This is a genomic window from Kitasatospora sp. NPDC094015, assembly GCF_040304075.1.
In the GTDB taxonomy this organism is placed as follows: domain Bacteria; phylum Actinomycetota; class Actinomycetes; order Streptomycetales; family Streptomycetaceae; genus Kitasatospora.
On record NZ_JBEOUL010000020.1, the window covers coordinates 95,365 to 119,467 of the forward strand.

General features: G+C 76.1%; 21 protein-coding genes. 6 read left to right on the forward strand and 15 right to left on the reverse strand.

From position 1 onward, the window contains the following. Nucleotides 1-12: 12 nt before the first annotated feature. The 4 genes from ABT014_RS22920 to ABT014_RS22935 form a co-directional block, all read right to left on the reverse strand. Nucleotides 13-1,185 (reverse strand): acyl-CoA dehydrogenase family protein, encoded by a 1,173-nt coding sequence (locus ABT014_RS22920; RefSeq protein ID WP_350640884.1) that lies wholly within the window; start codon nt 1,183-1,185, stop codon nt 13-15. Beyond that, nucleotides 1,182-4,301 carry a non-ribosomal peptide synthetase gene (locus ABT014_RS22925; RefSeq protein WP_350640885.1) on the reverse strand — a complete coding sequence of 1,040 codons (3,120 nt, stop codon included), beginning with the start codon at nt 4,299-4,301 and terminating at the stop codon, nt 1,182-1,184. Before ABT014_RS22925 ends, ABT014_RS22920 begins: the two co-directional genes overlap by 4 nt. Nucleotides 4,302-4,377: 76 nt before the next feature. After that, nucleotides 4,378-5,667 (reverse strand): non-ribosomal peptide synthetase, encoded by a 1,290-nt coding sequence (locus ABT014_RS22930; RefSeq protein WP_350640886.1) that lies wholly within the window; start codon nt 5,665-5,667, stop codon nt 4,378-4,380. Nucleotides 5,668-5,718: 51 nt separating this feature from the next. Continuing rightward, nucleotides 5,719-7,047, reverse strand: coding sequence for an MFS transporter (locus tag ABT014_RS22935; RefSeq protein ID WP_350640887.1), 1,329 nt, complete (start codon nt 7,045-7,047; stop codon nt 5,719-5,721). Nucleotides 7,048-7,464: 417 nt separating this feature from the next. On the opposite strand from ABT014_RS22935, the gene ABT014_RS22940 reads away from it, so the two are divergent. Continuing rightward, nucleotides 7,465-7,884: a DUF732 domain-containing protein gene (locus ABT014_RS22940; RefSeq protein ID WP_350640888.1), complete on the forward strand. Its 420-nt coding sequence runs from the start codon at nt 7,465-7,467 to the stop codon at nt 7,882-7,884. Nucleotides 7,885-7,991: 107 nt separating this feature from the next. Here the strand turns inward: ABT014_RS22940 and ABT014_RS22945 are convergent, their stop codons facing one another. The 5 genes from ABT014_RS22945 to ABT014_RS22965 all read right to left on the reverse strand — a co-directional run bounded on the left by ABT014_RS22945 (nt 7,992) and on the right by ABT014_RS22965 (nt 13,779). Next, complete coding sequence (locus ABT014_RS22945; RefSeq protein WP_350640889.1) at nt 7,992-10,910, reverse strand: hypothetical protein; 2,919 nt, start codon at nt 10,908-10,910, stop codon at nt 7,992-7,994. Between the two features lie 153 nt (nt 10,911-11,063). Then, nucleotides 11,064-11,777 carry a hypothetical protein gene (locus ABT014_RS22950; RefSeq protein WP_350640890.1) on the reverse strand — a complete coding sequence of 238 codons (714 nt, stop codon included), beginning with the start codon at nt 11,775-11,777 and terminating at the stop codon, nt 11,064-11,066. 218 nt (nt 11,778-11,995) lie between these two features. Then, nucleotides 11,996-12,748, reverse strand: a complete 753-nt coding sequence (locus ABT014_RS22955) for an ArsR/SmtB family transcription factor (protein ID WP_350640891.1) — start codon at nt 12,746-12,748, stop codon at nt 11,996-11,998. A 32-nt stretch (nt 12,749-12,780) separates the two neighbouring features. Continuing rightward, nucleotides 12,781-13,281 carry a protein-tyrosine phosphatase family protein gene (locus ABT014_RS22960; RefSeq protein WP_350640892.1) on the reverse strand — a complete coding sequence of 167 codons (501 nt, stop codon included), beginning with the start codon at nt 13,279-13,281 and terminating at the stop codon, nt 12,781-12,783. Nucleotides 13,282-13,395: 114 nt separating this feature from the next. After that, nucleotides 13,396-13,779 (reverse strand): MerR family transcriptional regulator, encoded by a 384-nt coding sequence (locus tag ABT014_RS22965; RefSeq protein ID WP_350640893.1) that lies wholly within the window; start codon nt 13,777-13,779, stop codon nt 13,396-13,398. Between the two features lie 76 nt (nt 13,780-13,855). Between ABT014_RS22965 and ABT014_RS22970 the strand changes: the two genes are divergently transcribed. Beyond that, complete coding sequence (locus ABT014_RS22970) at nt 13,856-15,100, forward strand: MFS transporter (RefSeq protein ID WP_350640894.1); 1,245 nt, start codon at nt 13,856-13,858, stop codon at nt 15,098-15,100. 80 nt (nt 15,101-15,180) lie between these two features. Then, a complete protein-coding gene (locus ABT014_RS22975) occupies nt 15,181-16,044 on the forward strand; it encodes a poly-gamma-glutamate hydrolase family protein (protein ID WP_350640895.1) in 864 nt (287 codons plus the stop codon). Nucleotides 16,045-16,094: 50 nt separating this feature from the next. On the opposite strand, the gene ABT014_RS22980 is transcribed toward ABT014_RS22975, so the two are convergent. The 3 genes from ABT014_RS22980 to ABT014_RS22990 form a co-directional block, all read right to left on the reverse strand. Continuing rightward, nucleotides 16,095-16,940 (reverse strand): pentapeptide repeat-containing protein, encoded by an 846-nt coding sequence (locus ABT014_RS22980; protein WP_350640896.1) that lies wholly within the window; start codon nt 16,938-16,940, stop codon nt 16,095-16,097. Between the two features lie 110 nt (nt 16,941-17,050). Continuing rightward, entirely contained in the window at nt 17,051-17,707 is a 657-nt protein-coding gene (locus ABT014_RS22985; RefSeq protein ID WP_350640897.1) for a response regulator, read from the reverse strand. Next, nucleotides 17,704-18,897 (reverse strand): sensor histidine kinase, encoded by a 1,194-nt coding sequence (locus ABT014_RS22990; RefSeq protein ID WP_350640898.1) that lies wholly within the window; start codon nt 18,895-18,897, stop codon nt 17,704-17,706. Before ABT014_RS22990 ends, ABT014_RS22985 begins: the two co-directional genes overlap by 4 nt. 131 nt (nt 18,898-19,028) lie before the next feature. Between ABT014_RS22990 and ABT014_RS22995 the strand changes: the two genes are divergently transcribed. From ABT014_RS22995 to ABT014_RS23005, 3 genes are all read left to right on the forward strand, one after another. Next, complete coding sequence (locus ABT014_RS22995) at nt 19,029-19,964, forward strand: ABC transporter ATP-binding protein (RefSeq protein WP_350640899.1); 936 nt, start codon at nt 19,029-19,031, stop codon at nt 19,962-19,964. Further along, nucleotides 19,961-20,815 (forward strand): ABC transporter permease, encoded by an 855-nt coding sequence (locus ABT014_RS23000; protein ID WP_350640900.1) that lies wholly within the window; start codon nt 19,961-19,963, stop codon nt 20,813-20,815. Before ABT014_RS22995 ends, ABT014_RS23000 begins: the two co-directional genes overlap by 4 nt. Before the next feature lie 61 nt (nt 20,816-20,876). Next, nucleotides 20,877-21,332, forward strand: a complete 456-nt coding sequence (locus ABT014_RS23005; protein WP_350640901.1) for a ribosomal maturation YjgA family protein — start codon at nt 20,877-20,879, stop codon at nt 21,330-21,332. On the opposite strand, the gene ABT014_RS23010 is transcribed toward ABT014_RS23005, so the two are convergent. Genes ABT014_RS23010 through ABT014_RS23020 form a run of 3 tightly spaced genes read right to left on the reverse strand, consistent with a single transcriptional unit; the run spans nt 21,286 to nt 24,046 of the window. After that, nucleotides 21,286-22,524 (reverse strand): sensor histidine kinase, encoded by a 1,239-nt coding sequence (locus ABT014_RS23010; RefSeq protein ID WP_350640902.1) that lies wholly within the window; start codon nt 22,522-22,524, stop codon nt 21,286-21,288. The two genes, ABT014_RS23005 and ABT014_RS23010, sit on opposite strands and share 47 nt — an antisense overlap. Further along, complete coding sequence (cseB, locus tag ABT014_RS23015) at nt 22,521-23,243, reverse strand: two-component system response regulator CseB (RefSeq protein ID WP_350640903.1); 723 nt, start codon at nt 23,241-23,243, stop codon at nt 22,521-22,523. The genes ABT014_RS23010 and cseB overlap by 4 nt, the downstream gene beginning before the upstream one ends. Then, the gene (locus ABT014_RS23020; protein WP_350640904.1) at nt 23,243-24,046 is read right to left on the reverse strand and encodes a hypothetical protein; all 804 of its coding nucleotides are present in this window, start codon (nt 24,044-24,046) and stop codon (nt 23,243-23,245) included. The genes cseB and ABT014_RS23020 overlap by 1 nt, the downstream gene beginning before the upstream one ends. Between the last annotated feature and the right edge of the window lie 57 nt (nt 24,047-24,103).

Sequence of the window (24,103 nt, forward strand, 5' to 3'; positions counted from 1 at the left end):
CAGTGGTTGCGGTCAGCCCAGGCCCATGGCCCGTGCGACGATCACCTTCTGGACCTCGGAGGTCCCCTCGATGATCGTCATCATCCGGACGTAGCGGTACAGGAACTCCAGCGGATGCCCGCGCACCCAGCCGGTCGCCCCGTGCACCTGCAGCGAGCGGTCCACCACCCGCACCGCGGTCTCCGAGGAGGTCAGCTTCGCCAGCGCCGCGTTCTCCGGCGCCTCGGTGCCCTCGTCCACCAGCCGGGCGCAGGCGAGGGTGAGCAGCTTGGCCGCCTCCACCTCGGCCCGGCTGCGCACCAGGTGCTCCTGGACGTGCTGGTAGCTGCCGATCCGCTCGCCGAACGCCTGCCGCTCGCGGGCGTACTCCACGCCCAGGCGCAGCGCGTACTCGGCCACGCCGTTGCACATCGCGGCCACCACCAGCCGGCCGCGCGAGAGGCTGTCCATGGCCAGCGCCGTCGCCGCCCCGACCCCCTCCGCGCCGCCGATCACGGCGTCCATCGGCACCCGGACCCGCTCCAGCAGCAGCTCGAACATCGGCTCGCCCGACATGCCCTCGTAGCGCTGGCCGATCCGCAGGCCCGGGGTGTCCATCGGGAGGACGAACGCGGTCGCCCCGGCGCTCGGGCCCGCACCCAGGTCGGTGGCGGTGACCACCAGCGCGAGGTCGGCCCGGTCGGCGTTGGAGACGAAGGTCTTGCGGCCGCTGATCAGCCAGCCGTCACCGTCCCGGACCGCCGTGGTGGTCAGCCGGAACGCGTCCGAGCCGGCCTGCGGCTCGGTCAGCGCCAGGCAGCGCGCCGAGGTGCCCCGCACCAGCGGCACCAGGTACTTCTCGATCTGCTCCGGCGTGCCGTGCCGCAGCAGCGGGCTCGGACCGTCGGAGCCGGCCAGCGCGTACGGCGCCAGCGAGCAGCCGCTGCGCCCGGCCGCGTGGTGCAGCAGCACCACCGCCGTGAACGGCATCCCGGAGCCGCCCAGCTCCTCCGGGTAGTCCCCGGCGTAGAAGCCCAGCGCGGCCGAGCGCTTGCGCACGTAGGACCGCAGGTCGGCGGGCGGCAGGTCGGCGGTCTCCGGCAGCTCGGCGGCCAGCGGGACCAGCTCGCGCCGCACGAAGCTCTCGAACGCCTCGACCAGCTCGCGGTGGCCGTCCTCCAGGACGGCGGAAGGGGTGGAGATCACGACCGGCCTCCCGTCAGGGCACGGGCCTGGTCGGCCAGCACCGGGTGCTGGAACAGCACCCGCAGGGACGGCCGGTGGCCGAGGTGCGGCTCCAGCCAGGCGGCCAGCTGGGCGGCCAGCAGGGAGTGCCCGCCGACCTCGAAGAAGTGCGAGTCGGCGGTGAACCGGTCGTGACCGAGCGCATCCCGCCACGCCTCGGCCACCAGCGCCTCGCCCGGCCCGGTGAAGCCGGCGTCGGCGCCCCCGCCGTCCGGCTCCTCGCCCGGCGCCGGCAGCTCGCCGACGGCCCGGGCCAGCGCGGACCGGTCGGGCTTGCCGCCCGGCAGGGTGGGCATCGACTCCAGCGCCACCCACAGGCCGGGCACCAGCCCGCCGGGCAGCCGCTGCGCCAGCGCCGCGTGCAGCGCGGCCTGGTCGGGCTGCTCGACGCCCTCCAGGAAGCCGACCAGGCGGGGGCCACCGGGCCCCTCGCGGTCGAGCACCACCGCGCAGGAGCGGCCGGCCAGTTCGGCCGAGGCCGCGGCCTCGATCTCCTCCAGCTCGATCCGGTACCCGCGCAGCTTGACCTGGTTGTCCTGACGGCCCAGGAACCACAGCCGGCCCTGGAGGTCGCGGTAGCCGCGGTCACCCGTGCGGTACACCCGCTCCCCGCCGAGCGCCTGCGGCGTGACGAACCGCTCCGCCGTGACCTGCTCAAGCCCGAGGTAGCCCTCGGCCAGCGAGCCGCCGCCGACGGCGAGTTCGCCGATCGCGCCGGCCGGCAGCGGGCGCAGGCCCTCGTCCAGGACGTGCACCCGGGTGCCGGGCAGCTCGGCGCCGAGCGGGATCTCGGCCCCGTCGGCCAGATCGGCCGCGGTGATCGCGTGCACCGTCGAGGTCACCGTCGCCTCGGTCACGCCGTACGCGTTCAGCACCGTCGCGGTGGTGTCCTCGGCCAGGCCGCGCAGCGCCGCGGCGGGCAGCCGCTCGCCGCCCAGCACCAGCAGTCGCGGCGCCCAGCGCCCGTCCCGCAGCGCCTCGCGCAGCTCCTCGCGGACGGCCAGGAAGTAGCTGGTCGGCAGGTTGGCGACGCTCACCTGACGGGCGGCCAGCACCGCCACCAGCTCCGGGCCGGTCGGCACCTCGCGCTGCGGCAGCACCAGGCAGGCACCGGCGGCCAGCGAGGGAAGCACCTCCTCCAGCGCCACGTCGAAGGACGGCCGGGCGAACAGCAGCACCCGGTCCTGGACCCCCAGGCCGTACCGCTGCGCCAGCGCGCCCACGTAGCCGGCCAGCGCGGCCCGGCCGACCAGGACGGGCTTGGGCACGCCGGTCGAGCCGGAGGTGTGGATCACGTATGCGGCGCCGGGCAGCTCCGCGGCGGGCTCGGCCTTCGGGAACGCGGGGCCGTCCAGCAGCGCGGGGGTGCGGCCCTCGGCGGACAGCGCCAGCGCGCTCTGCCGGGTGGCCAGCACCAGGGCCGGGGCGAGCCGGTCCAGCAGCAGGTCGAGCCGGGCCGCCGGGTCCTCCGGGGAGAGCGGCGCGTACACCGCCTCCAGTCGCAGGCAGGCGAGCAGGGCGACCACGCTGTCCACCCCGCGCGGCAGCACCGCGGCCACCGGCCGGCCGGCCGTCACCCCGGCCGCGCGCAGCCGCTCGACCAGCTCGGCCACCCGGCGGTCCAGCTCGCCGTAGCTCAGCCGCTCGGCGCCGGCGATCACGGCCGGCTGCGCCGGGTCGCGGCCCGCCAGCGGGTCGAGCACCGCGAGGTCCGGTGCGACCGGCCCGGCAGCGACCGGGACGGCCGGCGCGACGGGCACCGCGAGGTCGGCCAGCTCGGCCTGCGGGCGGTCCAGGTAGGCGCGCACCAGGTCGAGCAGGCGGCCGGCGAGCAGCTCGGCGACCTCCCGGCCGAACACGTCCTCGTCGTAGTCCCAGACCATGGTCATCCCGGCCGCGCCGTGCCGCTCGCCGACCACCCGGCGGTCGTCCGGCAGCAGCACCAGGTCCAGGTCGAAGCGGGTGGTGCCGGTGTTGAACCCCTCGTAGAGCGACACCTCGAGGTCGGGCGCCTCGACCACCGGGAGCGTGGCGTCGTGCGCGCTGAACATCACGCTGAACAGCGGGTTGTCGGCGCCGCTGGTGTGCAGGCCCAGCTCGCGGGTCAACTCCTGGACGGGCACGTCCTGGTGGGGCAGCGCGCGGAGCAGGGTGTCGGTCACCTCGTCCACGGCGTCGGTGCCGGGCGCGGCCGGGTCCAGCCGCAGCCGCAGCGGCACGGTGTTCACGAACATGCCGACCGTGCCCTCGTACCCGACCGGGCGGTTGCCGACGGCGGTGCCGACCACCAGTTCGCGGTGCCCGCTGTGGCGGCGCAGCAGCTCGGCGAAGAGCGTGAGCAGGGTGGAGAACGGGGTGTGCCCGTCGGTCCGGCTGCGCTCGCGCAGCCGCTCGGCGAGGTCGGCGCCGATCGACTGCCGCAGCTGGCCGCCGCGGTGCGCCCGGGTCGCGCCCGGCCGGGCCAGGCCGGGCAGGGTCAGGGTGAGCGGCGCGTCCCGCAGCTCGTCCTGCCAGAACGCGAGGCTGGCGGACCGGTCGACCCCGGCGGAGGAGCGGGCGTGCTCCTCGTACGAGGGGGCGGTCGGCAGCTCGGCCTTGGTGCCGAGCACCTCGGCGCGGTAGACGGTGAACAGGTCGCGCAGCAGGATCGCGAACGAGTGGCCGTCGTGGATCAGGTGGTGCTCGACGTGGACCAGACGGTGGTGCCGCTCGCCGATCCGGACCAGGTGCCAGCGCAGCAGCGGGGCCTCCTCGGTGTCCAGCGGCTCCTCGGCCTCGGCCCGCAGCAGGTCCTGGAAGGCGGCCTCCGGGTCGCTCTCGCCGGACAGGTCGCTGGTGCGCAGCCGCGGTACGGCGTCGATCCGGACGCGCTGGCCGGGCAGCCCGCCCTCGCGGGCGACCAGCTCCAGGCGCAGCCCGGGGTGGTGGGCGACGACCGCGGCGAGGCCGGCGCGCAGGGCGTCCCGGTCGAGCGTGCCCCACAGGTCCAGGGCGGCGGTGAAGTTGTAGGCGCGGCTGCCGGGCTGCAACTGCTCGTGCAGCCAGACGATCTCCTGCGAGGAGGAGAGAGCGAACATGGGTGGTTCCCCTTGCTTGTGGCGGGAGTCGTACGGGTTCGGGGCCCCGGCCGGTGGTACCGGCCGGGGCCCGGGGTCAGGCTCCGGTGGCGGGGGCGGTGGCCCCCAGGTGGTGCCGGAGGGTGTCGAGCAGGGTGTCGAAGGCCTCGGCGGCGGCCGGTTCGGGCCGCAGCCGGCGGTCCCAGGCGAACCTGACCAGCAGGTCCTGGCCGTGCGAGGCGGAGACGGCGAACGGGGCCGCGAGCGGGCGCCCGGACAGGTGCGTCTCGCGGCCGGCGGCCGCACCGAGCCGTAGCGGCGGGCGGCGGTCCAGGTCCTCGAAGGTGAGCAGGCCGTCCAGCGCGCCGGTCCAGCGCGCGCCGGCGGCGCGGGCCGCGTGCACGACCTCGTCGAACGGCAGGTCGGCGTGGTCCAGGTCGTCCCACCAGGCGCCGCTGAGCTCGTCCAGCGCGGCGGGGCCGGGGGCGGCCGGATGGACCAGGGTGTTCAGGAAGCACCCCAGCACCGGGGCGGCCGCGGGCGGTCGCCCGCCCCACGGGTAGCCGAGCGCCGGGGTGGCGGCGCCGGGGCCGCGCAGGCTGCGGGCGGCGGCCGAGACGGCGTCCAGCAGGGCGGGGAAGACCGCGCCGCGGGCCGCTCCGGTGGCGGCGGGCAGACGGTGGGTCAGCATGCCGGTGGACGGTTCGGCGGCCGGTGGCGCCGGTGGCTCGGAGCGCAGCCCGCCGAGTCGGGCGGCCCAGTGCGCCCGGCCGCGCTCGTCGGAGGCGGCCGCCTCGGCGGCGAGTTGCAGCTCGACGGCCTCGCGGTAGGCCTCGGTGCGCTCCTGCTCGCTCCCGTCGCCCGCCGGCTGCTCATCCTGGTAGGCCGCGCTCAGGCCGGCGGTGACGATGCCGAGCGACTGCTCGTCGCAGGCCGCGTGGTCCAGGACCACCGCGAGCAGCTCCTCCTCGTCCGCGGGGCCGCCGGCCAGCAGCAGCCGCAGCGCGGGGCCGTCCGCCGGCAGCGCGAGCAGCTCGCGCCGCAGCGCGTCGGCGGCGCTCTCGCCCGGTGCGGCGGTGACCCGGCGGACGTCGGCCTGCGCCGGTCCCAGCCGCAGCACCGGCGTGCCGCGCAGCGAGGCGAACCGGCCGCGCAGCGCCGGGTGGTGGGCAGCCAGCCGGAGCGCGGCCGCCCGCAGCACGGCGAGGTCGACGGCCCCGCGCGGGAAGGTGAAGAACAGCGGGACCAGATCGGGCCGGCCCAGCGGATCGAGCCGGCGGGCGAGCAGGAAGCGCCGCTGGGCGCCGGTCACCGGCAGCAGCTCGGCCGAGCCGGCCGCCACCGAGCGGTAGCGGGCGAGGTAGGCGGTGGTGATGCTGGAGGACACGGTCGGATCTCCGGTCGGTGGTTCGAACGGTTCGGGTGGGCGTCGGGCCGGTCAGCCCGCGGCGGGGGCGGTCTCGGTCGCCGGCGTGACGTCGGCATCGGCGTCGGCGTCGCCGGTGTCGGGGGCGTGGGGGCCGTCCGCGGGTAGGTCCCGCAGGCCGCGCAGCGGCGACAGCAGCAGGGGCAGCGGCACGGCGAGGAAGCCCGCGGCGCACACCCACAGGGCGGCGCGCGGTCCGGCCGCGGCGGCCAGGGTGCCACCGGCCAGCGCGCCCAGCGGCATGGTGCCCCAGACCAGGAAGCGCATGGTGGCGTTCATCCGGCCCAGCAGCTCGGGCGGGCAGATGACCTGACGGAAGCTCACCTGGGCCACGTTGTAGACCACCGCGCCGAACAGCACCACGGCCGAGGCGACCCCGAACAGCAGCACCCCGGCGCCCCGGCCGGAGAGCGGCCAGAGCACCGCGAACGGCGAACTGACCACGGTGGAGAGCCAGATCAGGCGGGCCTGGCCCACCCGCCGGGCCAGCGCCCCCGCGCACAGGGCGCCGGCCAGGCCGCCCAGCGCGGACACCGACAGCAGCAGGCCGATGGCGCCGGCGGAGAGCCCGAGCACCCGGACCCAGAAGACCGTCTGGACGGCCATCAGCAGGGCGCCGAACAGGTTGGAGGCGGCGGTGGCGGCGGCGATCATGCGCAGCAGCGGATGCTTCAGCACGAAGCCGACGCCCTCGCCGATCTCCGCCCGCAGCGAGCTGCCGGGCACCGGCTCGGGCTTCGGCTCCTCGGTGCGCAGGCCGAGCAGGAAGAGCGCCGAGGTGAGGTAGCCCAGGGCGTCGGCGACGATCGCCAGGGGTGCGCCGAGCAGCTGGACCAGCCCGCCGCCCAGGCCCGGGCCACCCACCTGCGCCACCGAACGCACGGTCTCCAGCGCGCCGTTGCCCGCGACCAGCTGCTCGCGCGGCAGCAGCTGCGGCAGGAAGGACTGGTGCGCGACGTCGAAGAACACCGTGGCCACACCGGTGATCAGGGCCACCAGGTAGAGCTGGGCCATGGTCAGCGTGTCGGTGACGGCGGCCAGCGGGACGGAGGCCACCGCCAGGCAGCGCACCAGGTCGGCGCGGATGAGCACCGGCAGCCGGCGGACCCGGTCCAGCCACGCGCCGGCGGGCAGGCCGACCAGCAGGAACGCGGCCGTCTCGGCGGCGGTCAGCAGGCCGACCTGGAACGGCGAGGCGTCCAGTTCCAGGACGGCGACCAGCGGCAGGGCGACCAGGGTGACCTGGCTGCCGAACTGGCTGGTGGCCGCGCCGGACAGGAGCAGGCGGAAGTCTCGATGGCCCAAGAGCGGTCCCTGGCCCAGGCGCTGAATGATGTTCATCTGTTCGACTGTCGGTGAAGGGCGCTATTCCGGGCAACCGCCGCAGAGGATTCCGGACTTCTCGCGGGGTCGCGTCCCGACGGCCGCCGTCCGGATCCGATGATCGACATTCGGACGCCTGCGCGGCCCCCGGGCCCGCGCATGGCGGTGGCGGCGGGGCCGCCGGCAGCCCGGCCGGGTGACGTCCAGGTGTCCGCCTTCCGGACACAACTCTTCCGCCCATCGGACGCGGACCTTCATATATGGCCGGATCGAGTGGATTGATGTTGCTTCTTCATCTTCTGGTCGAGGCGCTGTGATAGATGCTCCCGGCTCGGCCGTTCCGGCCCGGTGCGGGAGGTATCGAGTCGCCTGTCGGACCGTCACGGGCTCGTCACAGCCGCCGGTCCGGCCCGCGCCGTGTGGCACGGTGACGGCATGCGTATTCGAGTCATCACCATCGGCGTGGCCGCCGCCGGCGCCCTGCTCTCCCTGACCGCCTGCGGCAGCAGCGGCGGCCCCGCGACCCCGAACCCCGCTCCGACCCAGGCGGCGGCCACCTCGGCCGCCGGGGCCACCAAGCCGTCCGCCCCGCCGGTGGTGCCGAGCCCCAACGCCGCCCAGCAGGCCGGACTGCTCGCCGGACTCAAGATCGTCAACCCGGAGCTGGCGGCCGACCCGACCAAGGCCGTGGCCGGCGCCCAGTATGTCTGCGCCCAGATCCAGTCCGGCAAGGACGAGGCCACGGTGGCCAAGGAGGCCGCCGCCAAGTTCAGCGGCGGCAGCGTCACCCTGAACGACCAGCAGGGCAAGCTGGTCGCCACCGCCGTGAAGACCTCCTTCTGCACCATGCCGTGACGCTCCCGGTGCCCGCGGAGCGCTCGGCGCGCCGCGGGCACCGCAGTGGTCCGACCTCGCCGGCCGGGCACCGCGCCGGGTTCAACTCCGCGGGGCGGAGGCCGGGTTCACGGCAGGCAGCCCTGGAGTTCGGTGGTGCTGCCGGCCGGGCGGCCGCAGATCCGCTCCGGCCGGGGCCGCCCGTCGGAGTCCCGGACCACCCGGATGATGTTGATGCCGTGGCCCGGCTGGGTGCCGGTGGCCGGCAGCGGGCGGGTCTCCCGGAAGTCGATCGTCCCGGTCGCCCGGTTCTTCAGCTCGACCGCGCGCAGGCCCGCCATCACCGCGCCCCGCCCGCCGTCCTGGTCCGCCCCCGCCTTCTCCGCCCCGGCGTGCAGCGCGGCGGTGGCGTCGTACGCGAGCGCCAGCGAGCCGTCCGAGAAGACGTCGTCCTCGTACGGGTTGCCGCCCGCCGGCTGCGGGACGATCCGCAACTGCGCGGCGGCGGTCTCGGCCAGGTCGGAGTCGCGCGCGGTGACGGTCGGGTCGGTCAGCGCGATGTAGTACAGGGTGGCCTGCGGTGCCATCCAGGTCGCCCCGGACCGGAACTGGGCCTTCGTCAGGTCGTCGCCGGTCAGGATGGTCAGCGGGTGGTTGCAGCCCGGGTCGGCGGCCAGCCGGCGCATCAGCTGGTTCACGTCGTCCGCCCGGCCCGCCAGGTAGATCACCGTCGGCGGGTGGGCCGACTGGCAGCTCTCGCGCAGCGCGTCCTCGAAGTCCGGGTCCCCGTTGCTGTTCAGCCCGTACTCCAGCGGGCGTCCGCCGGCCAGCCGGAAGCCGGCGTCCGGCAGCATCTGCCCGCCGTACCTGGCCTGTTCGGGGCTGTACAGATCGTCCCGCCCGGTCCGCCGGGTGAACACGGCCGCCCAGCGCTCGCCCGCCGCCGGGGCCAGGCCGTCGGCGATCTGCCGGAGCGCGGCGGCCTCCTCCTGGTCGGTGGCGGCCAGCCCGAAGTAGTTGACGTGCCGCCGAGCCAGGTCGGTCCCGGAGTTGGTGGTGTCCACCACGGCCAGGCCCGCCCGCTGCAACAGGCCGACCGCCCGGTCGCTGTCGGCGGTGTCCCGGCCCAGCCCGACCACCCCGACCACCGAGCTGTCCCGGGCCGCCACCGCCACGATCCGCTCGGTCATCTCGGTCTGGAAGTACATGTCCTGGCCGCCGTTGGCGATCAGCACCTTGATCTTCAGCGGCTCGCCGGCGTTGTTGCGCAGCTGCGCGAGGTGCACCCCGGTGAGCTCCTTGAGGCTGTTCAGCGCCCGCGGCTCCTGCCCGGCCGCGGTGGTCAGCGAACCCGCGTACACCACGGTCACGTACCGCACGTCCGGCAGCGCCGCGACCCGCTCGTTCTCCCGCCGGATCGACGCCTCCAGGACGCCGAGGTCGATCGCCGCCCCCGCCGCCTGCGGCTCGCCCGCCGCACCGGGCAGCGTGCCGCTCAGCCGCACGTCGTGCCCGGACGTGAACGACACCCCGCCGGTCGCCACCCCGACGCACTCGCGCGCCCCGCCCTGGTCCACCAGCCACACCGCGTCGTGGTTCGAACCGATCAACCGCCCCTCGCAGTACCGGTCCGAGAGCTGCCCGCTGCGCACCGCACCGCCCGCCGCGGCCGCCACCAGCACCAGCAGCAGCGTCCAGCGCGACCACAGCACCCACCAGGACCGGCGCACCGGCACCGCCGCCAGCCGGGTGGTGTTCCCGGCGCTCAGCTGGAGCCGGCCGAGCCCGATCGGCAGCGTCCAGGCCAGCGCCCGGCCCCGGCTGGGCGCCTGCCGGACCCGCAGGTCGCTCACCCAGTTCTCGTACGGGCTGCCGCGGCGCGGCCCGCCGGGGTGCAGCGGGGCCGGCCCGCCGGCGTCCGCCCGCAGCCAGCGCGCCACGTCCGCGTGCGCGACGCCGGCCAGCACCAGCAGCGGGTCCTGCTCGCTGCGGCGGCTGCGCACGTCGCTGATCGCGCCGAGCACCCTCAGGCCGCCGTTGGCGGTGCCGGCGCTGGGCAGGAAGACCACCGGCGGAACCCGGCGCTTGCGGGCGCGCAGGTCCGGGGCCCAGGAGCGGTGCGCCGAGCGCAGGTCCTCCAGCAGGGCGAGGGTGCGCAGCTGGAGGTGGAACTGCTGGGCGCGCTCGCGCTCGTCCGCCGGAGTGGCGGGCAGCTGGGCCTTGAGGATCTCGCCGGCCACCTCGCGGGCCCGGGCCTGGGTGACGTCCCAGGACATCCGCGGCCGCCAGATCGACCAGGCCGCGGCCTGCCGGCCGGAGGCGGCGAGGAACGTGGTGGTGGCGAACCACCGGCTGGCCTGCCCGAGCCAGGACAGCGGGGCGGTGTTGCGGCGGATCCAGCCGGTCACCACCAGCAGCAGGAAGGTGGCCAGCACCACCCCGAGCACCAGCTCCCAACGCGCCTGGGTGAGCAGGGTGGTGAGGCCGGCCAGCACCACCGCACCGATCAGCGTGGTGGAGTTGAGCAGCGGCGAGAGGGTCTGCTGGAGCGTGCTGCCCGCGGTGCGGCGCTCCGGCCGCCAGTGCAGGTCGCGCAGCCGGGTCAGCACGTCCTCGACCTGGTCGTCCAGCGGTCGGGCTGCGCCCGCGGGCGAGGCCAGCACGTGCTGGGCCGCCGCCTCGACGGCGGCGATCAGCCGCGACCTGGGCACCGCGTAACTCCGGTACCAGGACGGGCCGCGCCGGGCCCACGGGCCGCGCGCGACCGCGTCCAGGATGCCGATCGCGTTCAGGTGCGGGTCACCGCCGCCCACTCCGCCGCCGACCACCCGGTAGGGCAGGCCGCCGCCCTCCTGCGCCTCCTGGACGGCGGTGACCACCCCGGTCACCTCGCGGTCGAGCGCCGGGTCGGCCTCCTCGGCGTGCAGCACCACCACCGGCATCGGCAGCCGGGCGGCGCGGAACTGGTCGATCAGCCCCTTGACGAGGGTGTCGACCTCGTACTTGGCCGTGGTCGGCAGACCGCCGAGCCCCACGTCCCCGTGCATGGATCCCTGTGCCACACCATCCCCCCGAACGTCCCCGAACCACCGGTGCACGCGCACATGTCTGATGTTCCGTCAGGCCGCGAGTCTAGTCGCGGGCCCCGACAGGAGGACATGTCCCGGACACCGGCCGGTTGCGCCGGGGGGAGGGGGACGTCAGGGCGTCGTGGTGGCGGGGAGCGGGAGGCCCAGCTTCCGGGCGTCGGCGGCGGCCGGGGGAGCGGCGCCGAGATCGGAGAGGGTGGTGACCACGACGGCGGCCACGTCCGGGATCCAGTTGCTGGTCTTGGACTGCACCACGACGGTCTGGTGCTGCGGGGTGCCGTCGCAGACGATCACGGTGGGGGAGCTGCGGGTGGCGCCGAACGCGACGGTGGCCGGGTCGGTCGGGTCGGTCTGCTCCACCGAGGTGTTGAGCGAACGCTCGCCGGTGGGCGCGGTGCACAGGTAGTCGAGGTCGACCTTGACCCGGCTGGGGATCTTCGGGTCGATGGCGGCCGCGGCGATGGTGATGGTGGTGGTCGCCGGCGGCGTGTCGGCGGGGGTGGTCGCCGGGCTGTCCGCAGGGGTGGTCGCGGGGGTGTCGGCCGGGCCGTCCGCGGGGATGCCCGGGGTGTCGGGCGCCGGTTGGTCCACGGGTGACGCCGGGGCGGCCGGGTCGGCCGGTGTGCCGGCGTCGGGCGAGCCGGCGGGGGCCGGGGGCCCGTCGGGCGCGGCCGGGTCGGCCGGGTCGGCCGGCGAGGCCGCCGGTGCCGGGTCCGCGTCCGCCGAGGCGGCCGGGGAGGTCGAGGTCAGCGCGAGGGCGCTCGCTCCGAAGGTGCTCACCCCGAGGGCGAGTACGAGCGCGGCGCCGAAAGTCCTGCCGGGCATGGTCCTCCTCGTGTCAAGATCCGTGAACCGACTATCTGCCAGCACGGCTCCCTCGGCGAGTCCGGTGGCCCGGGCAGGGGCCCGCCCGGGCGGCCACCGGCCGCAGGACCGGCCCGGAGCGGCGGCCCCGGGCTCGGCCCCGGGCTCGGCCGAGCGGGTGAGTGCGGGACGGCCCTCCCGACCCCACCCCGACCTCGGCCCCGGCACCCGGCGGCGGCTCAGGTGTACATCAGCGAGCCGGGCGTGGTGAGCAGTTCGCCGGTCTCCAGCCACGTCTTCAGGCCGGAGAGGATCATCGGCCAGCCGCCGTACAGCTCGTCGTTGGCGCCCTCGCGGAGCTCGTCGTGGGTGACGGTGAGGCGGCAGGAGTCACCGACCGGCTCGATCTCCCAGGTGACCCGGCTGGTGCCCTCGCTGCGCACCTCCTCGCTCCAGAGCGCCATCATGCTCTGGACCAGCCGGCGGGGCGGGTCGACCTCGAGGTTGACGCCCTCGCCCAGCCGCACGCCGGCCTTGGGGGAACCCATCTCGTACCGGGAGCCCGGGGTCCAGTCCGAGGTGACCTCGGCACCGAAGTTGTACTTGGCGCGGATCTTCGGGTCGGTGATCGCCTCCCAGAGGCGCTCCGGAGTGGTGCGGATGTAGATCTCGAAGACCTTCTGCATGGGACTCTCCAGTCGACTCTTGAGGTCACTGAGCGCGGCGGCCCACGGCCCCGTGTACTTGCTCACCCACCGGTCGTGGACGAGCCGGATGGGGACCGGGTTGAGGAAGTGCAGCTTCTCCCGGCCCTGGCGCCTGGTGACCACCAGGCCCGCCTCCTCCAGCAGTTTGAGGTGCTTCATCACGGCGAAGCGGGTCATCTCGAAGCGGGCCTCGAGCGCGCCGAGGCTCTGCCCGTCCTCCTGGAAGAGCGCGTCGAGCAGGCTGCGCCGGGTCGGGTCGGCCAAGGCTTTGAACACCAGATCCACCCTTCGACCATAGGTGACCAAAAGGTCACATGTCAACGGGAGCGATCGTGGGGCCCGGGCAGCCGCAGCGTCCACTCCCGCTGCTCGGGCGTGTCCGGTACGGCGAGACCGCGGGCCGCCTCGATCGCGGCCCAGGCCTCCCCGGGTGCCGTCCCGCCCAGGATCAGCAACGCGGCGGCCAGCAAGGAGGCCCGCCCGATCCCGGCCCGGCAGTGCGTCACCACGTGTGCCCCGCCGCAGAGTTCGGCGGCCAGCGCGTGCAGCTGCGGCAGGACGGCCGCCAGGTCCGGCACGCACCGGTCGGGGATCGGCACCGGCACGAACCGCAGCCCCGCCGCCCGCGCCGCCCGGCCCTCGGCGGCCAGCCCCAGTTCGCCCAGCTCGGGCCCGGTCAGCGCGCAGACCAGCACGTCGACACCGGCCCGGACGAGCGCGGCCATCTCGTCCTCCAGCCAGTCCGCGCCGCGCGGCCGGGCCATTGTGCTCAGCCGCCCGGGGCCGGGCAGGTCGACGGTGAACAGGGCAGCGCGCACGGCGACTCCTCGGGGAGGTGGAGGTGGAGGGTGTGCGGGACCGCACGGGTGGAGCGGAGCGGGCGCGCGGGGCGTCAGCGCGTCAGCGGGTAAGGGCGTCAGTGGGTGCGGGCGTCAGCGGGTAGAGGCGTCCGCGGCCGGCCGGACGGCGGCCAGATAGGCCAGGATCGCGTCGCGGTTGCGGGCCAGGCAGTCGATCCGCTGCTGGATCCGCTCGGCCTCGCCCCGCATCAGGGCCTCGGTCTCGGCCGTGAGGCAGCGCGGGTCGAGGTGGATCCCCTGCGGCCCGTCCAGGAACGGCAGGATCCGGCGGATCAGCTCCGTGGTCAGACCCGAGTCGAGCAGGCCGCGGATCTGCTGCGCCCGGCCCACCTCCGGCTCGCGGTAGACCCGGTAACCGTTCTCCGCCCGCTCGGGCCGCAGCAGGCCCTGCTCCTCGTAGTAACGCAGCATCCGGGCCGGGACGCCGGTGCGCCGGGAGAGTTCACCGATCCGCACGGCCGCCCACCTCCGCCCGCCGCTCCGCAGGGCCACGCTTGCCTTCACACTGATGTGAAGGTTCCAGCATGAGTCTATGCCTGCCACCTCGACCCCGACCACCGCGATTCCCGGGCCCGGCACCCCCGGGACCTTCCCGCTGCGCCCCCTGCTCGCCCTGTTCACCGCCGCGTTCGGCGCCGTGCTGACCGAACTGCTCCCTGCCGGACTGCTGCCGGCGATGAGCGCCGGACTGACGGTCCCGCAGGCCCGGATCGGCTACCTGGTCACCGGCTACGCCGTCGCCTCAGGCCTGGCCGCGATCCCGGTCACCGCCGCCCTGCGCGGGGTGCGCCGGCGCCGGGTGCTGATCGGCCTGCTGCTCGCCTTCGCCGTCGCCAACACCGTCACCGCGCTCTCCACCACCTACCCGCTGACCTTCGCCGCCCGGCTGCTGGCCGGCGCGGCGGGCGGCACGCTCTGGGCGATGCTCGCGGGCTACGCCGCCCGGATCGCGTCGCCGGAACACCGCGGCCGGGCCATCGCCGTCGTCCTGGCCGGCATCACCGTCGCCCTGGCGCTCGGCATCCCGGCCGGTACCGCGCTGGCCGGCGCCGCCGGCTGGCGCGCGGTGTTCGGGGCGCTGGCCGCGCTCGCGCTGGCCCTGGTCGGCTGGGCGCTGGCCGACCTGCCGGACCTTCCGGGCGAGCCGGCGGCCGGGCGCCTCCCGCTGCGCCGGATCGCGGCCGTCCCGGGGATCCGCCGCACCCTCGCCGTGACGCTGCTCCTGCTCCTCGGCCACCAGGCGATGTACACCTACCTGGCGCCGTACGCGGCCGGCGCCGGTCTCGGTGGGCCGGGTGTGCTGCTGCTGACCTTCGGTGTCGCCACGGTGGCCGGGGTCTGGTGCGGCGGGGCCCTCGCGGACCGGCACCTGGGGGCGGTGCTGCCGGGCGCCCTGGCGTTGATCGCGGGCGCGCTGCTCGTCCTCGGCCCGGCGGCCGGCTCCCCGGTCCTCGTCGCGGCTGCGGTGGCCTGCTGGGGTACGGCCTTCGGCGCGGCGCCCACTCTGCTGCAGACGGTGCTGGTCGACCTCGCCGGCCCCCGGCGGGCCGATCCGGCCACCGCGCTGCAGGCCACCGTCTACAACCTCGGCATCGCCGGGGGATCACTGACCGGGGGCGTCGTGCTGGCCCGGGCCGGCGCCGGGGCGCTGCCCTGGGTGGCGGCGCCGCTGGTGGGCGCCGCCCTGGCGGTGGTCCTGCTGGGCCGTCGCCGGGCCTACCCGCCCCGCCGGACGCAGCGACCGCGGGCACGGACGGTGGAACGCGCGGCGGGCTGAGGCTGCGGCGGGGCGCGCGCCCGGGCGGTGCCGGTGTGCCGTCTGGCCCGGGGCGCGGCGCGCTGACAGGCTGGGCTGCCATGGTCCTCAACAGCCCTGAGCCGCCCGCCACCAGCCCGGCCACCGCCACCGTCACCGCCGCCGTGGACACCGACCCGGCGGGCGGCCCGACAGTCGACCCGGCCGGTGACCCCGTGCCCGGCGCCAACGACACCTACCCGTCCAACACCGCGCTCTACGCCGACCCCGGGCTGACCGAAGGCGTGGACTACGGGCGGCGCTACCGCCGGCACCGGGTGGACGCCGGGCCACCCGGCGCCCCGCCCAGGTGGATCCGGACCACGGTGATCGCCCCGCACGGCGGCGGCATCGAGGAGGGCACCTCGGAACTGTGCCTGGCCATCGCCGGCTACCACCCCGCCGACCTCTCGCCCGGGCCGGACGGCGGTCCGCCGCACGACTTCTGGATCTTCGACGGGCTGCGCGCCGCCGGCAACGCCCCGCTGCACGTCACCGCGACCCACTGCGACGACACGGTGGCCCGCGCGCTGGCCGCCGGCAGCCTCAACGTGCTCTCGGTGCACGGCTGTTCACCCGCTCGCGCCGGCCTGGAGGCCGGCGCCCGGGCGGTGCTGGTGGGCGGGCTCAACGCGGCCTTCCGGCGCTACCTGGTCGAGGAGTTCACCGCGGCGGGGATCCGGGCGGTCGGGGCCACCGGGCAGGAGCGGATCGCCGGCCGTTCGCCGGAGAACATCTGCAACCGCACCCTGCTCGGCATGGGCGCCCAACTGGAGATCACCGCGGAGCTGCGCCGCGCGCTGTTCGCCGAGGGGAGCAACACCCTGGCGCTGCGCGCGACGGCCACCCTGCCGCTGTTCTGGAGCTTCGCGGGGGCGACCCGGTCCGCGATCCGGCGGCTGGAGGCCGACCAGCCCGTGGCCTGACGGGCCGGCCGGCGCGAGGCCGACCCCCGGCCGCGATGCCCGCCGGGGCACTACCAGTGTGACGGCCGGGCCAGCTCCCCGGGCAGCCCGGTCGAGGCGTCGCCCTTCGCGGTGTTGAGCTGCCCCTGGGTGAGGAAGACGCTCCCGCGCAGGTCCGCCCCGCGCAGATCGGCGTCGCGCAGGTCGGCCCCGATCAGGTCGGCCGAGCGCAGATCGGCCCCGCGCAGGTCCGCACCGATCAGGTACGCGCCGCGCAGGTTCGCCCCCCGCAGGTCGGCGCCCTTCAACCGGGCGCCGACCAGGTCGGCCCCGCGACGGTCCTTGCGCCGCTGCGGGAAGCCGGCCCGCACCAGCTCGCTGACCTTCAGCAGCACCTGGTTGACCACCCCCCGGTGGGCCGCCACGTCCAGCTCCAGCAACGCCTCCGGCTCCAGCCCGGCCAACTGCTCGGTGTGCGCCAGCAGGTTGCGCACCTCCCGGTGCACCGGCCGGGCGGCGGGCAGCGCCAGCGCCTGGTTCAGGTACCAGAGCAGCTCGTGCAGCTGCCGCATCACCGGCTGCACCCGGAACATCTGCTGCGCCGTACCCGCGTCCTCGCGCCAGCTGTGCCCGCCGAAGGTCTGCTGGGAGACCCGCTGGCCCGCGCCGAAGCAGTCGTACCCCGTGCAGCCCTGGAAGCCGCTCGGCCGCAGCCGGGTGTGGATCCCGCAGCGGTAGTCCTGCTGGAGGTTGGGACACGTCGTCCCGGCGTCCTTGTCGATCGCGAAGTCCGAGGAGGCGGTGAAGGCCAGCGCCACGCAGCACAGGCCGAAGCAGTTCCCGCAGTCGGACCTCAGCAGCTCCAGGCCGCCGGACGCTGCCCCCGCGGGCCGATGGTTCTCGGACAAGACGCGCATTCTCCCGTGTGCCGCCGGCGCCGCCGCTGCTCGGTGCGCCGCCCCGACCGCCCAGTCTCCCAGATCCGCCCGTCGCCCACTGCCCGCCCGCCCGCCGGTCCAGGCCCTCGCTAGGCCCGCACCAGCCCCAGCTCGTACGCGATGATCACCAGCTGGACCCGGTCCCGGGCCCCAAGTTTGCTGAGCAGCCGCGCCACATGGGACTTGGCGGTGGCCACCGTGATGAACAGCTCCTCGGCGATCTCGCCGTTCGAGCGCCCGCGCCCGACCAGGACCAGCACCTCGCGCTCCCGCTCGGTGACGCCGTCGACGGGATGCGCCACCCGCGCCTCCGGCCGGGGCGGGGTCCGGACGAACTCCGCGATCAGGCGGCGGGTCACCCCGGGCGCGATCAGCGCATCGCCGGCGGCGACCACCCGGACCGCCGCCAGGATGTCCTCGAGCGCCATGTCCTTGACCGCGAAGCCGCTCGCACCGGCCCGCAGCGCCGCGTGCACGTGCTCGTCCTCGTCGAAGGTGGTCAGGATCAGCACCCGGGCCGCCCCGCCGGCGGCGGTGATCCGCCGGGTGGCCTCGATCCCGTCCATCCCCGGCATCCGGATGTCCATCACCACCACGTCCGGCCCGGTTCCGGCGGCCAGCCGGACCGCCTCCGCGCCGTTCGCGGCCTCACCCACCACCACCAGGTCCGGCGTGTCCGCCATCAGCACCCGCAGTCCCGACCGCACCAGCGGCTGGTCGTCGGCGAGCAGCACCCGCACCGTCACCGGACCTCCGCCCCCGCCCCGTGCAGCGCGGCCGTCCCCGAGCCGGACACCGGCAGCGGCAGCCGGGCCGTCACCCGGAAGCCGCCGCCGGGGCGCGGGCCCGCGCCGAACTCGCCGTGCAGCAGATCGACCCGCTCCCGCATCCCGGTCAGGCCGAAGCCGCGGCCGGGCCCGGCGGCCGCCGTCCCGCGCCCGTCGTCGAGCACCTCCACCACCAGCTGCCCCTCCTCGTGCCGCACCGTCACCAGGCAGTGGTCGGTGCCCGCGTGGCGGACCACGTTGGTCACCGCCTCCTGCACGATCCGGTACGCGGCCAGCTCCAGGTCGGCCGCCAGCGGGCCGGGCTCGCCGACCGTCCGGAGCTCGACCCGCACCCCGGCCTCCGCCGTCACCTCCGCCAGCCGCGCCAGGTCCGCGAGACCGGGCTGCGGGCCGAGCGGCACCGGCTCCGCCGCCGACCCGCCCTCCGGCTCCGCCCGGCGCAGCGCCACCAGCGTCCGCCGCAGCCCCGCCAGGGTCTCCCGGCTGGTCGCCTCGATCGCCCGCAACGCCGCACGGGCCTCGGCGGGCTGGGTCTCGATGACCCGGCTGCCCACCCCCGCCTGGATCGCGACGATTCCGATGCTGTGCGCCACCATGTCGTGCAACTCCCTCGCGATCCGCAGCCGTTCGGCGGTCACCGCGTCGGCGACCGCGCGGGAGCGCAGCTCGGCCGCGTGCTCGCGCCGCTCACGGGCCAGCAGCCCGAGCGACGCTGCCGTGACCATCGCGAGCACGGCGACCACCACCGACCCGGTCAGCTCGTCCGGCCCATGGCTGAACCCGGCAACCACCCCCACCTGCAACGCGACCGAGGGCGCCACGACGGCCACCGAGGCACGCCAGGGCCGGACGGCGACCAGCACGCCCAGCACCACGTCCATCCCCAGGAAGGCCAGGAACTGCCCCGGCCCGACGCCACCGGTCGCCGGCACCAGCAGCGCCGGCCCGAGCGCGGTCAGCACCAGCGCGGCCCGCGGCGCCCGCCGGACCAGCGGCACCAGCAGGCCGGTGGCGAGCAGGGCGGCGAGAGCGTGCACGGAGTCCGAGGCCCGCGGCCCGCCGCCGACCAGCAGACCCAGCGTCAGCGCGTAGAGCACGGCCCCGGTCCAGGCCGTCGTCCTGCCGGGCGCAGGCGGGGTGGGATTCATGGTGCGACCCTAAACGGCCGGGTCGCCGCACCGCATCCGCCCCCGGGCGTACGCCCCGAGGCGCACCCCGACCCCGAACTGCCGCCCACGGCCCCATGACCCGAACCGGTGCGCCCGGCAGGCTCGACACCGTGATCGAAGTCAACGAACTCAGCAAGCGCTTCGGCGCCAGGACCGCCGTCGACCGGCTCTCCTTCACCGTCCGGCCCGGCGAGGTCACCGGCTTCCTCGGGCCCAACGGCGCCGGCAAGAGCACCACGATGCGGCTGATCCTCGGCCTGGACGCGCCCACCGGCGGCACCGCCACCGTCAGCGGCGTCCCCTTCCACCGCCACCCGCGCGGGCTGCGCCACGTCGGTGCCCTGCTCGACGCCACCCAGGTGCACGGCGGGCGCACCGCCACCGCCCACCTGTCCGCGCTGGCCCGCAGCAACGGCCTGCCGCAGCGGCGGGTGGCCCAGGTGCTCGCCGAGGTCGGGCTCGCCGAGGCGGCCCGGCGGCGGATCGGCGGGTTCTCGCTCGGCATGAAGCAGCGCCTGGGCATCGCCGCCGCCCTGCTCGGCGACCCGCCCGTACTGCTCTTCGACGAGCCGGTCAACGGGATGGACCCGGAGGGCGTGCGCTGGGTGCGCGGCCTGTTCCGCTCCCTCGCGGCCGAGGGCCGGACCGTCCTGCTCTCCAGCCACCTGATGGCGGAGATGGAGCACACCGCCGACCAGCTGGTGGTGATCGGCCGGGGCCGGCTGGTCGCCGCCGAACCGGTCCGCAGCTTCGCCGCACGCGGCACCCGCTCGGCCGTCCTGGTCCGCACCCCGCAGGCCGACCGGCTGGCGCCGCTGCTCACCGCCGCGGGGGCCGCCGTCGTGCCGCAGACCCCGGCGGATGCCGGCGCGGGCGCCGCCGGGGCGCTGCTGGTGACCGGGCTGCCGGTCGAGCGGATCGGCGCGCTCGCCCTGGAACACCGCGTCCTGCTGCACGAACTCGCTGCCCGACCGGCCTCCCTGGAGGAGGCGTTCATGGAGCTCACCGCCGACCGCGTCGAATACCCGTCAGGAGGACCCCGATGAGGACCCCGCTGTCCACCGCATCACCCAGGACCGGCACGGCGCCCGCACTCCGTACCCCGGCCCGGTTCGGCGACCTGGTCGCCGCCGAGTGGATCAAGATCCGCTCGCTGCGCTCCACCCCCTGGACGCTCGCGCTGACCACGCTGTTCGTGATCGGCTGCGCGGTGGTCGCGGCGGTGGCGGACGTCCGGGAACTCGCGCACCCCGCCCCCGGCGCCCGGCCGCCCCAGGGCTTCCTGCCCTTCACGGCCTTCCCGCCGGCCGGCTGCCTGACCCTGGTGCTGGTCGCCGGCGGCGTCGGCGCGGTCAGCCTCACGGGCGAGTACGGCAGCGGCCTGATCCGCACCACCACGGTGGCCGTCCCGGCCCGCGGCGCGGTCGTCCTCGCCAAGGCGGTGGTGCTCGCCGCGCTCTGGACGGTGCTCGGGGCGGTCGTCGCCACCGGCTCCTTCTTCGCGTCGCAGGCCGTCCTGGACGGGCAGCACGCGGGGGTCGGGTTCACCCACCCGGGGGTGGCACGGGCGCTGGTGGCCGCCACCCTGGTCGCCCCGGTCGCGGCCCTCACCGGTCTGGGGCTCGGCGCCCTGATCCGGCACGGCGGGGCCACGGTGGCGGCCGTCGCCTTCACCCTGCTGATGCTGCCGACGATGCTCTCCTCCGGCACGCGCTGGTCCGCCGACCTGCGGAACGCGATGGTGACCACCGCCTGGGGACGACTCGCGCAGAACTGGGACACCTCCGGCACCCTCGGGTACCCGCCCACGGTCGCCGGCTCCTGGGCCGTCTACCTGCTCTGGCCGCTGGTCTCGGTCGCCGTCGCGGTGCTGCTGGTCCGCCGCCGCGATGTGTGACCGAGCGGGACCTGCTGGCCCCCGCCCGGGGCGGCGGTGGGCGGGTCCGTAGGGTGGGCGGGTGACGGATCGACGACCACCCGGCGGGCCCGGCCGGACCCGGGTGCTCGCCGGCGCGGCCGCCGCGGCGACGGTGGCGGCCGGGCTGCTCGTCCGGGCCGCGCCGGTGGGGGAGTGGGCGAAGCCGGCCGGTGATCTGCTCTACACCGTGCTGCTGCAGACCCTCGTCGTGCTGGCCGTGCCGCGGCTGCGGCCGGCCGCAGCCGCCGGGCTGGCGCTGGCCGCCGGCTGGGCCGTGGAATTCTTCCAACTGACCGGCATCCCGGCCGAGTTGTCCGCGCGCAGCGGGATCGCCCGGCTGGTCCTCGGCTCCACCTTCAACCCGCCCGATCTGGGCTGGTACGCGGCCGGGGCGGCTCTCGGCCTGCTGGTGCACGCCGCGCTGGTGCACGCGCCGCCGGTGCACGCCCTCAGCGTGCGGCGGTGGCGGTCGGCCGGTCGCCGGGCCCGGGGATGACCAGGCGCGCGTACGCGCCGCCGCCCGGGTGGTTGGCCAGCCGGAGGTCGATGCCGACCGCCTCGGCGTGGCCCTGGGCGATGGTCAGCCCGAGGCCGTGTCCGTGGCCGCGTTCGCGGGCGCCGGTGCGGAAGCGCTGCGGGCCGTCGCGCAGCACCTCCTCGGGGTAGCCGGGCCCGTGGTCGCGGACCGTCACGGTGGCGCCCTCGACCCGTACCAGCAGGGGCGGGCGGCCGTGCCGCTGGGCGTTGGCGACCAGGTTGGCGACGATCCGGTCGAGCCGGCGCGGATCGGTGGTGACGACCGCGTCGGTGTCGACCCGCAGCTCGACCTCCGTCCCGGTGGCGGCCACGATCCGGGCCAGCAGCGGGCCGAGCGGCAGGTCGGCGAGTTCCGGGGTCTCGGCGCGGGCGTCCAGCCGGGACACCTCCAGCAGGTCCTCGGTCAGCCCGCACAGGGCGCGCACCCGGTTGCGGACCAGCTCGGTCGGCCGGCCCGGCGGGAGCAGCTCGGAGGCGGTCAGCAGGCCGGTCAGCGGTGTGCGCAGCTCGTGCGCCACGTCGGCGGTGAACCGCTGCTCGCTGGCGAGCTTGCTGCGCAGCACGGCGGACATCGAGTCGACCGCGGCGGCCAGTTCGGCGACCTCGTCGCGGGCCCGGCCGAGCGGCCCGATCCGGGCGTCCAGATCGCCCCGGGCGATGGTGCGGGCGGTGCGGGCGGCGGTCCGCAGCCGGCTGCTGATCCGGTCGGCGGCCAGCACCCCGGCGAGCACGGTGACCAGGACCGACAGTGCGGCCGAGACCTGCACCGCGCGGTCCAGGTCGGCGATCGCCCGCTCGTCCTCGGCGTAGTCCATCCGCACCGAGAGCACCCGGCCGTTGGCGCCGGCGGCGGCCCACATCGCGGTGCCGCGCGGCCCGGGGCCGAGCATCGAGCCCTGCCGGCCGCGTTCGGCCAGCCGGCGCAGCTCCGGCGGTACGGCCGGGTCGTCGGCCGCGGCGTGCCAGCCGGTCACCAGCTCCCCGGTGGCGTCGTACCCGGTGAGCACCGTGTCGAGGGCGGCGGTGGCGGACTTGCGGGCCTGTTCGGTGTGCTGGCGCACCGAGGCCTGGTGGACCAGGATCCCCACGGTGAGCGCGACCAGGCAGGACACCAGCGCGATCACGGCGGCGATCTGGCGGCGCAGCGTCATGACGTGCGCCGCAGCTTGTAGCCGAAGCCCCGGACGGTCTCGATCCGGCCGGCGCCGATCTTCGCCCGCAGCCGCTGGACGTGCACGTCCACCACCCGGCTGTCGGCTCCCCAGGAGTAGTCCCAGACCCGCTCCAGCAGGGTCTGGCGTTCCATCAGCACGCCCGGCGCCGCGGTGAACTCCAGCAGCAGCCGCAGCTCGGTCGGGGTGAGCGGCACCGGCCGGCCGGCCACCCGGACCTCCATCGCGTCGGTGTCCACCTCCAGGTCGTCGATCACCCGGACGGAGTGCGCCGGGCCGAGGGCGGCCGCGGCGGGGGCGGCGGCCGTGGGCCCGAGTCCGGTGCGGCGCAGCACGGTCCGGATCCGGGCGACCAGCACGGCGGTCTCGAACGGCTTGACCACGTAGTCGTCGGCGCCCGCCTCCAGCCCGGAGATCACGTCGATCGGCTCGGTGCGGGCCGACATCATCAGGATCGGCAGCTGGCTCTCCTCGCGGATCCGCCGGCACAGGCCGACCCCGTCGAGCAGCGGCAGCATCACGTCGAGCAGCAGCAGGTCGGGCGGCGCGGCCCGGAACCGCTCCAGGCCCTCCAGACCGTCGCCCGCGGTCTCGACCGGGAAGCCGTAGCGTTCCAGGGCGAGTTGGGTGGCCTCGCGGATCACCTCGTCGTCCTCGACCAGCAGGATGCGCGGGGCGCCGGGTACGGGAGTGGTCATCAGGTCCTCGTCGGGACGGGCCGGGGCGCGGTGGGCCGGGCGGTCGGTCGGGTCGATCGGGTGTCCGGGGCCGGGGCCGAGCCGATCGACGGCTCGGGCCGCGGCGAGGCCTCCTCGGGCGCGCTCGACCCGTCCGTCGGGCAGCCGGGGGCGTCGGCGGCCGGGCCGGTGGCCTTGATCCGCCGGTCGACGAAGGCCATCCGGACGGCGTCCCAGCGGTAGGTGCTGCTGGTCTCGGCGAGCGGGCCGGTGGGCTCGTGGACGACCAGGTCCTGGCCGACGGTCTCGGCGGTGAAGCCCGGCAGCGCGGCCAGGGTTAGCACCGGCAGCACCTCCTGGCCGTGCTGGGTGTAGACGTGCAGCACGGCCCGCCCGGAGCCGGAACCGGCGCCCGTCACCACGGCGGTCAGCAGTTCGGGGCTGCCGTCCCCGTTGAGGTCGCGGTACTGGGCGGGCTGGATCACGCAGCCGGGGCAGCCGCCGTCGAGCGCGGCCCGCTCGCCCGGGGTGAGGTCGGGGTCCTTGCCGAGCACCGTACGGGCGTCGACCTGGCCGAGCGCGGTGACCGCGAGGCCGGGCAGCGGGACGGGCGCCCGCTGGTCGGCCACGGCCTGCGGGGACGGCGGGGCGGCGCTCTCGGCGGCCGGCCAGAGCGGCTGCGGGCTCGGGTGGGCCTGGATCGGCCGGGTCGGCCCGGCGTCGTCCAGACCGCCGGCCGCCTGGCAGCCGGTGGCTGCCGCGACGGCCAGCAGCCCGAGCAGGACGCACCGCAGCAGGGCGGCGCGGATGGGCCAGGTCCTCACGTCGGACGGTGCCTTTCGGGAGCGGGCGGGGAGCCGCCAGTCTGCCCCACCGCGTCG

Bases quoted from the DNA above. Each gene is read 5' to 3' on its own strand.
- ABT014_RS22980 (WP_350640896.1), bottom strand. From the start codon at position 16,940: ATGCGCGTCTTGTCCGAGAACCATCGGCCCGCGGGGGCAGCGTCCGGC.
- ABT014_RS22925 (WP_350640885.1), bottom strand. From the start codon at position 4,301: ATGTTCGCTCTCTCCTCCTCGCAGGAGATCGTCTGGCTGCACGAGCAG.
- ABT014_RS22970 (WP_350640894.1), top strand. From the start codon at position 13,856: ATGCCTGCCACCTCGACCCCGACCACCGCGATTCCCGGGCCCGGCACC.
- ABT014_RS22990 (WP_350640898.1), bottom strand. From the start codon at position 18,897: ATGAATCCCACCCCGCCTGCGCCCGGCAGGACGACGGCCTGGACCGGG.
- ABT014_RS22950 (WP_350640890.1), bottom strand. From the start codon at position 11,777: ATGCCCGGCAGGACTTTCGGCGCCGCGCTCGTACTCGCCCTCGGGGTG.
- ABT014_RS22940 (WP_350640888.1), top strand. From the start codon at position 7,465: ATGCGTATTCGAGTCATCACCATCGGCGTGGCCGCCGCCGGCGCCCTG.
- ABT014_RS22935 (WP_350640887.1), bottom strand. From the start codon at position 7,047: ATGAACATCATTCAGCGCCTGGGCCAGGGACCGCTCTTGGGCCATCGA.
- ABT014_RS23000 (WP_350640900.1), top strand. From the start codon at position 19,961: ATGAGGACCCCGCTGTCCACCGCATCACCCAGGACCGGCACGGCGCCC.
- cseB (WP_350640903.1), bottom strand. From the start codon at position 23,243: ATGACCACTCCCGTACCCGGCGCCCCGCGCATCCTGCTGGTCGAGGAC.
- ABT014_RS22975 (WP_350640895.1), top strand. From the start codon at position 15,181: ATGGTCCTCAACAGCCCTGAGCCGCCCGCCACCAGCCCGGCCACCGCC.
- ABT014_RS23010 (WP_350640902.1), bottom strand. From the start codon at position 22,524: ATGACGCTGCGCCGCCAGATCGCCGCCGTGATCGCGCTGGTGTCCTGC.
- ABT014_RS22945 (WP_350640889.1), bottom strand. From the start codon at position 10,910: ATGCACGGGGACGTGGGGCTCGGCGGTCTGCCGACCACGGCCAAGTAC.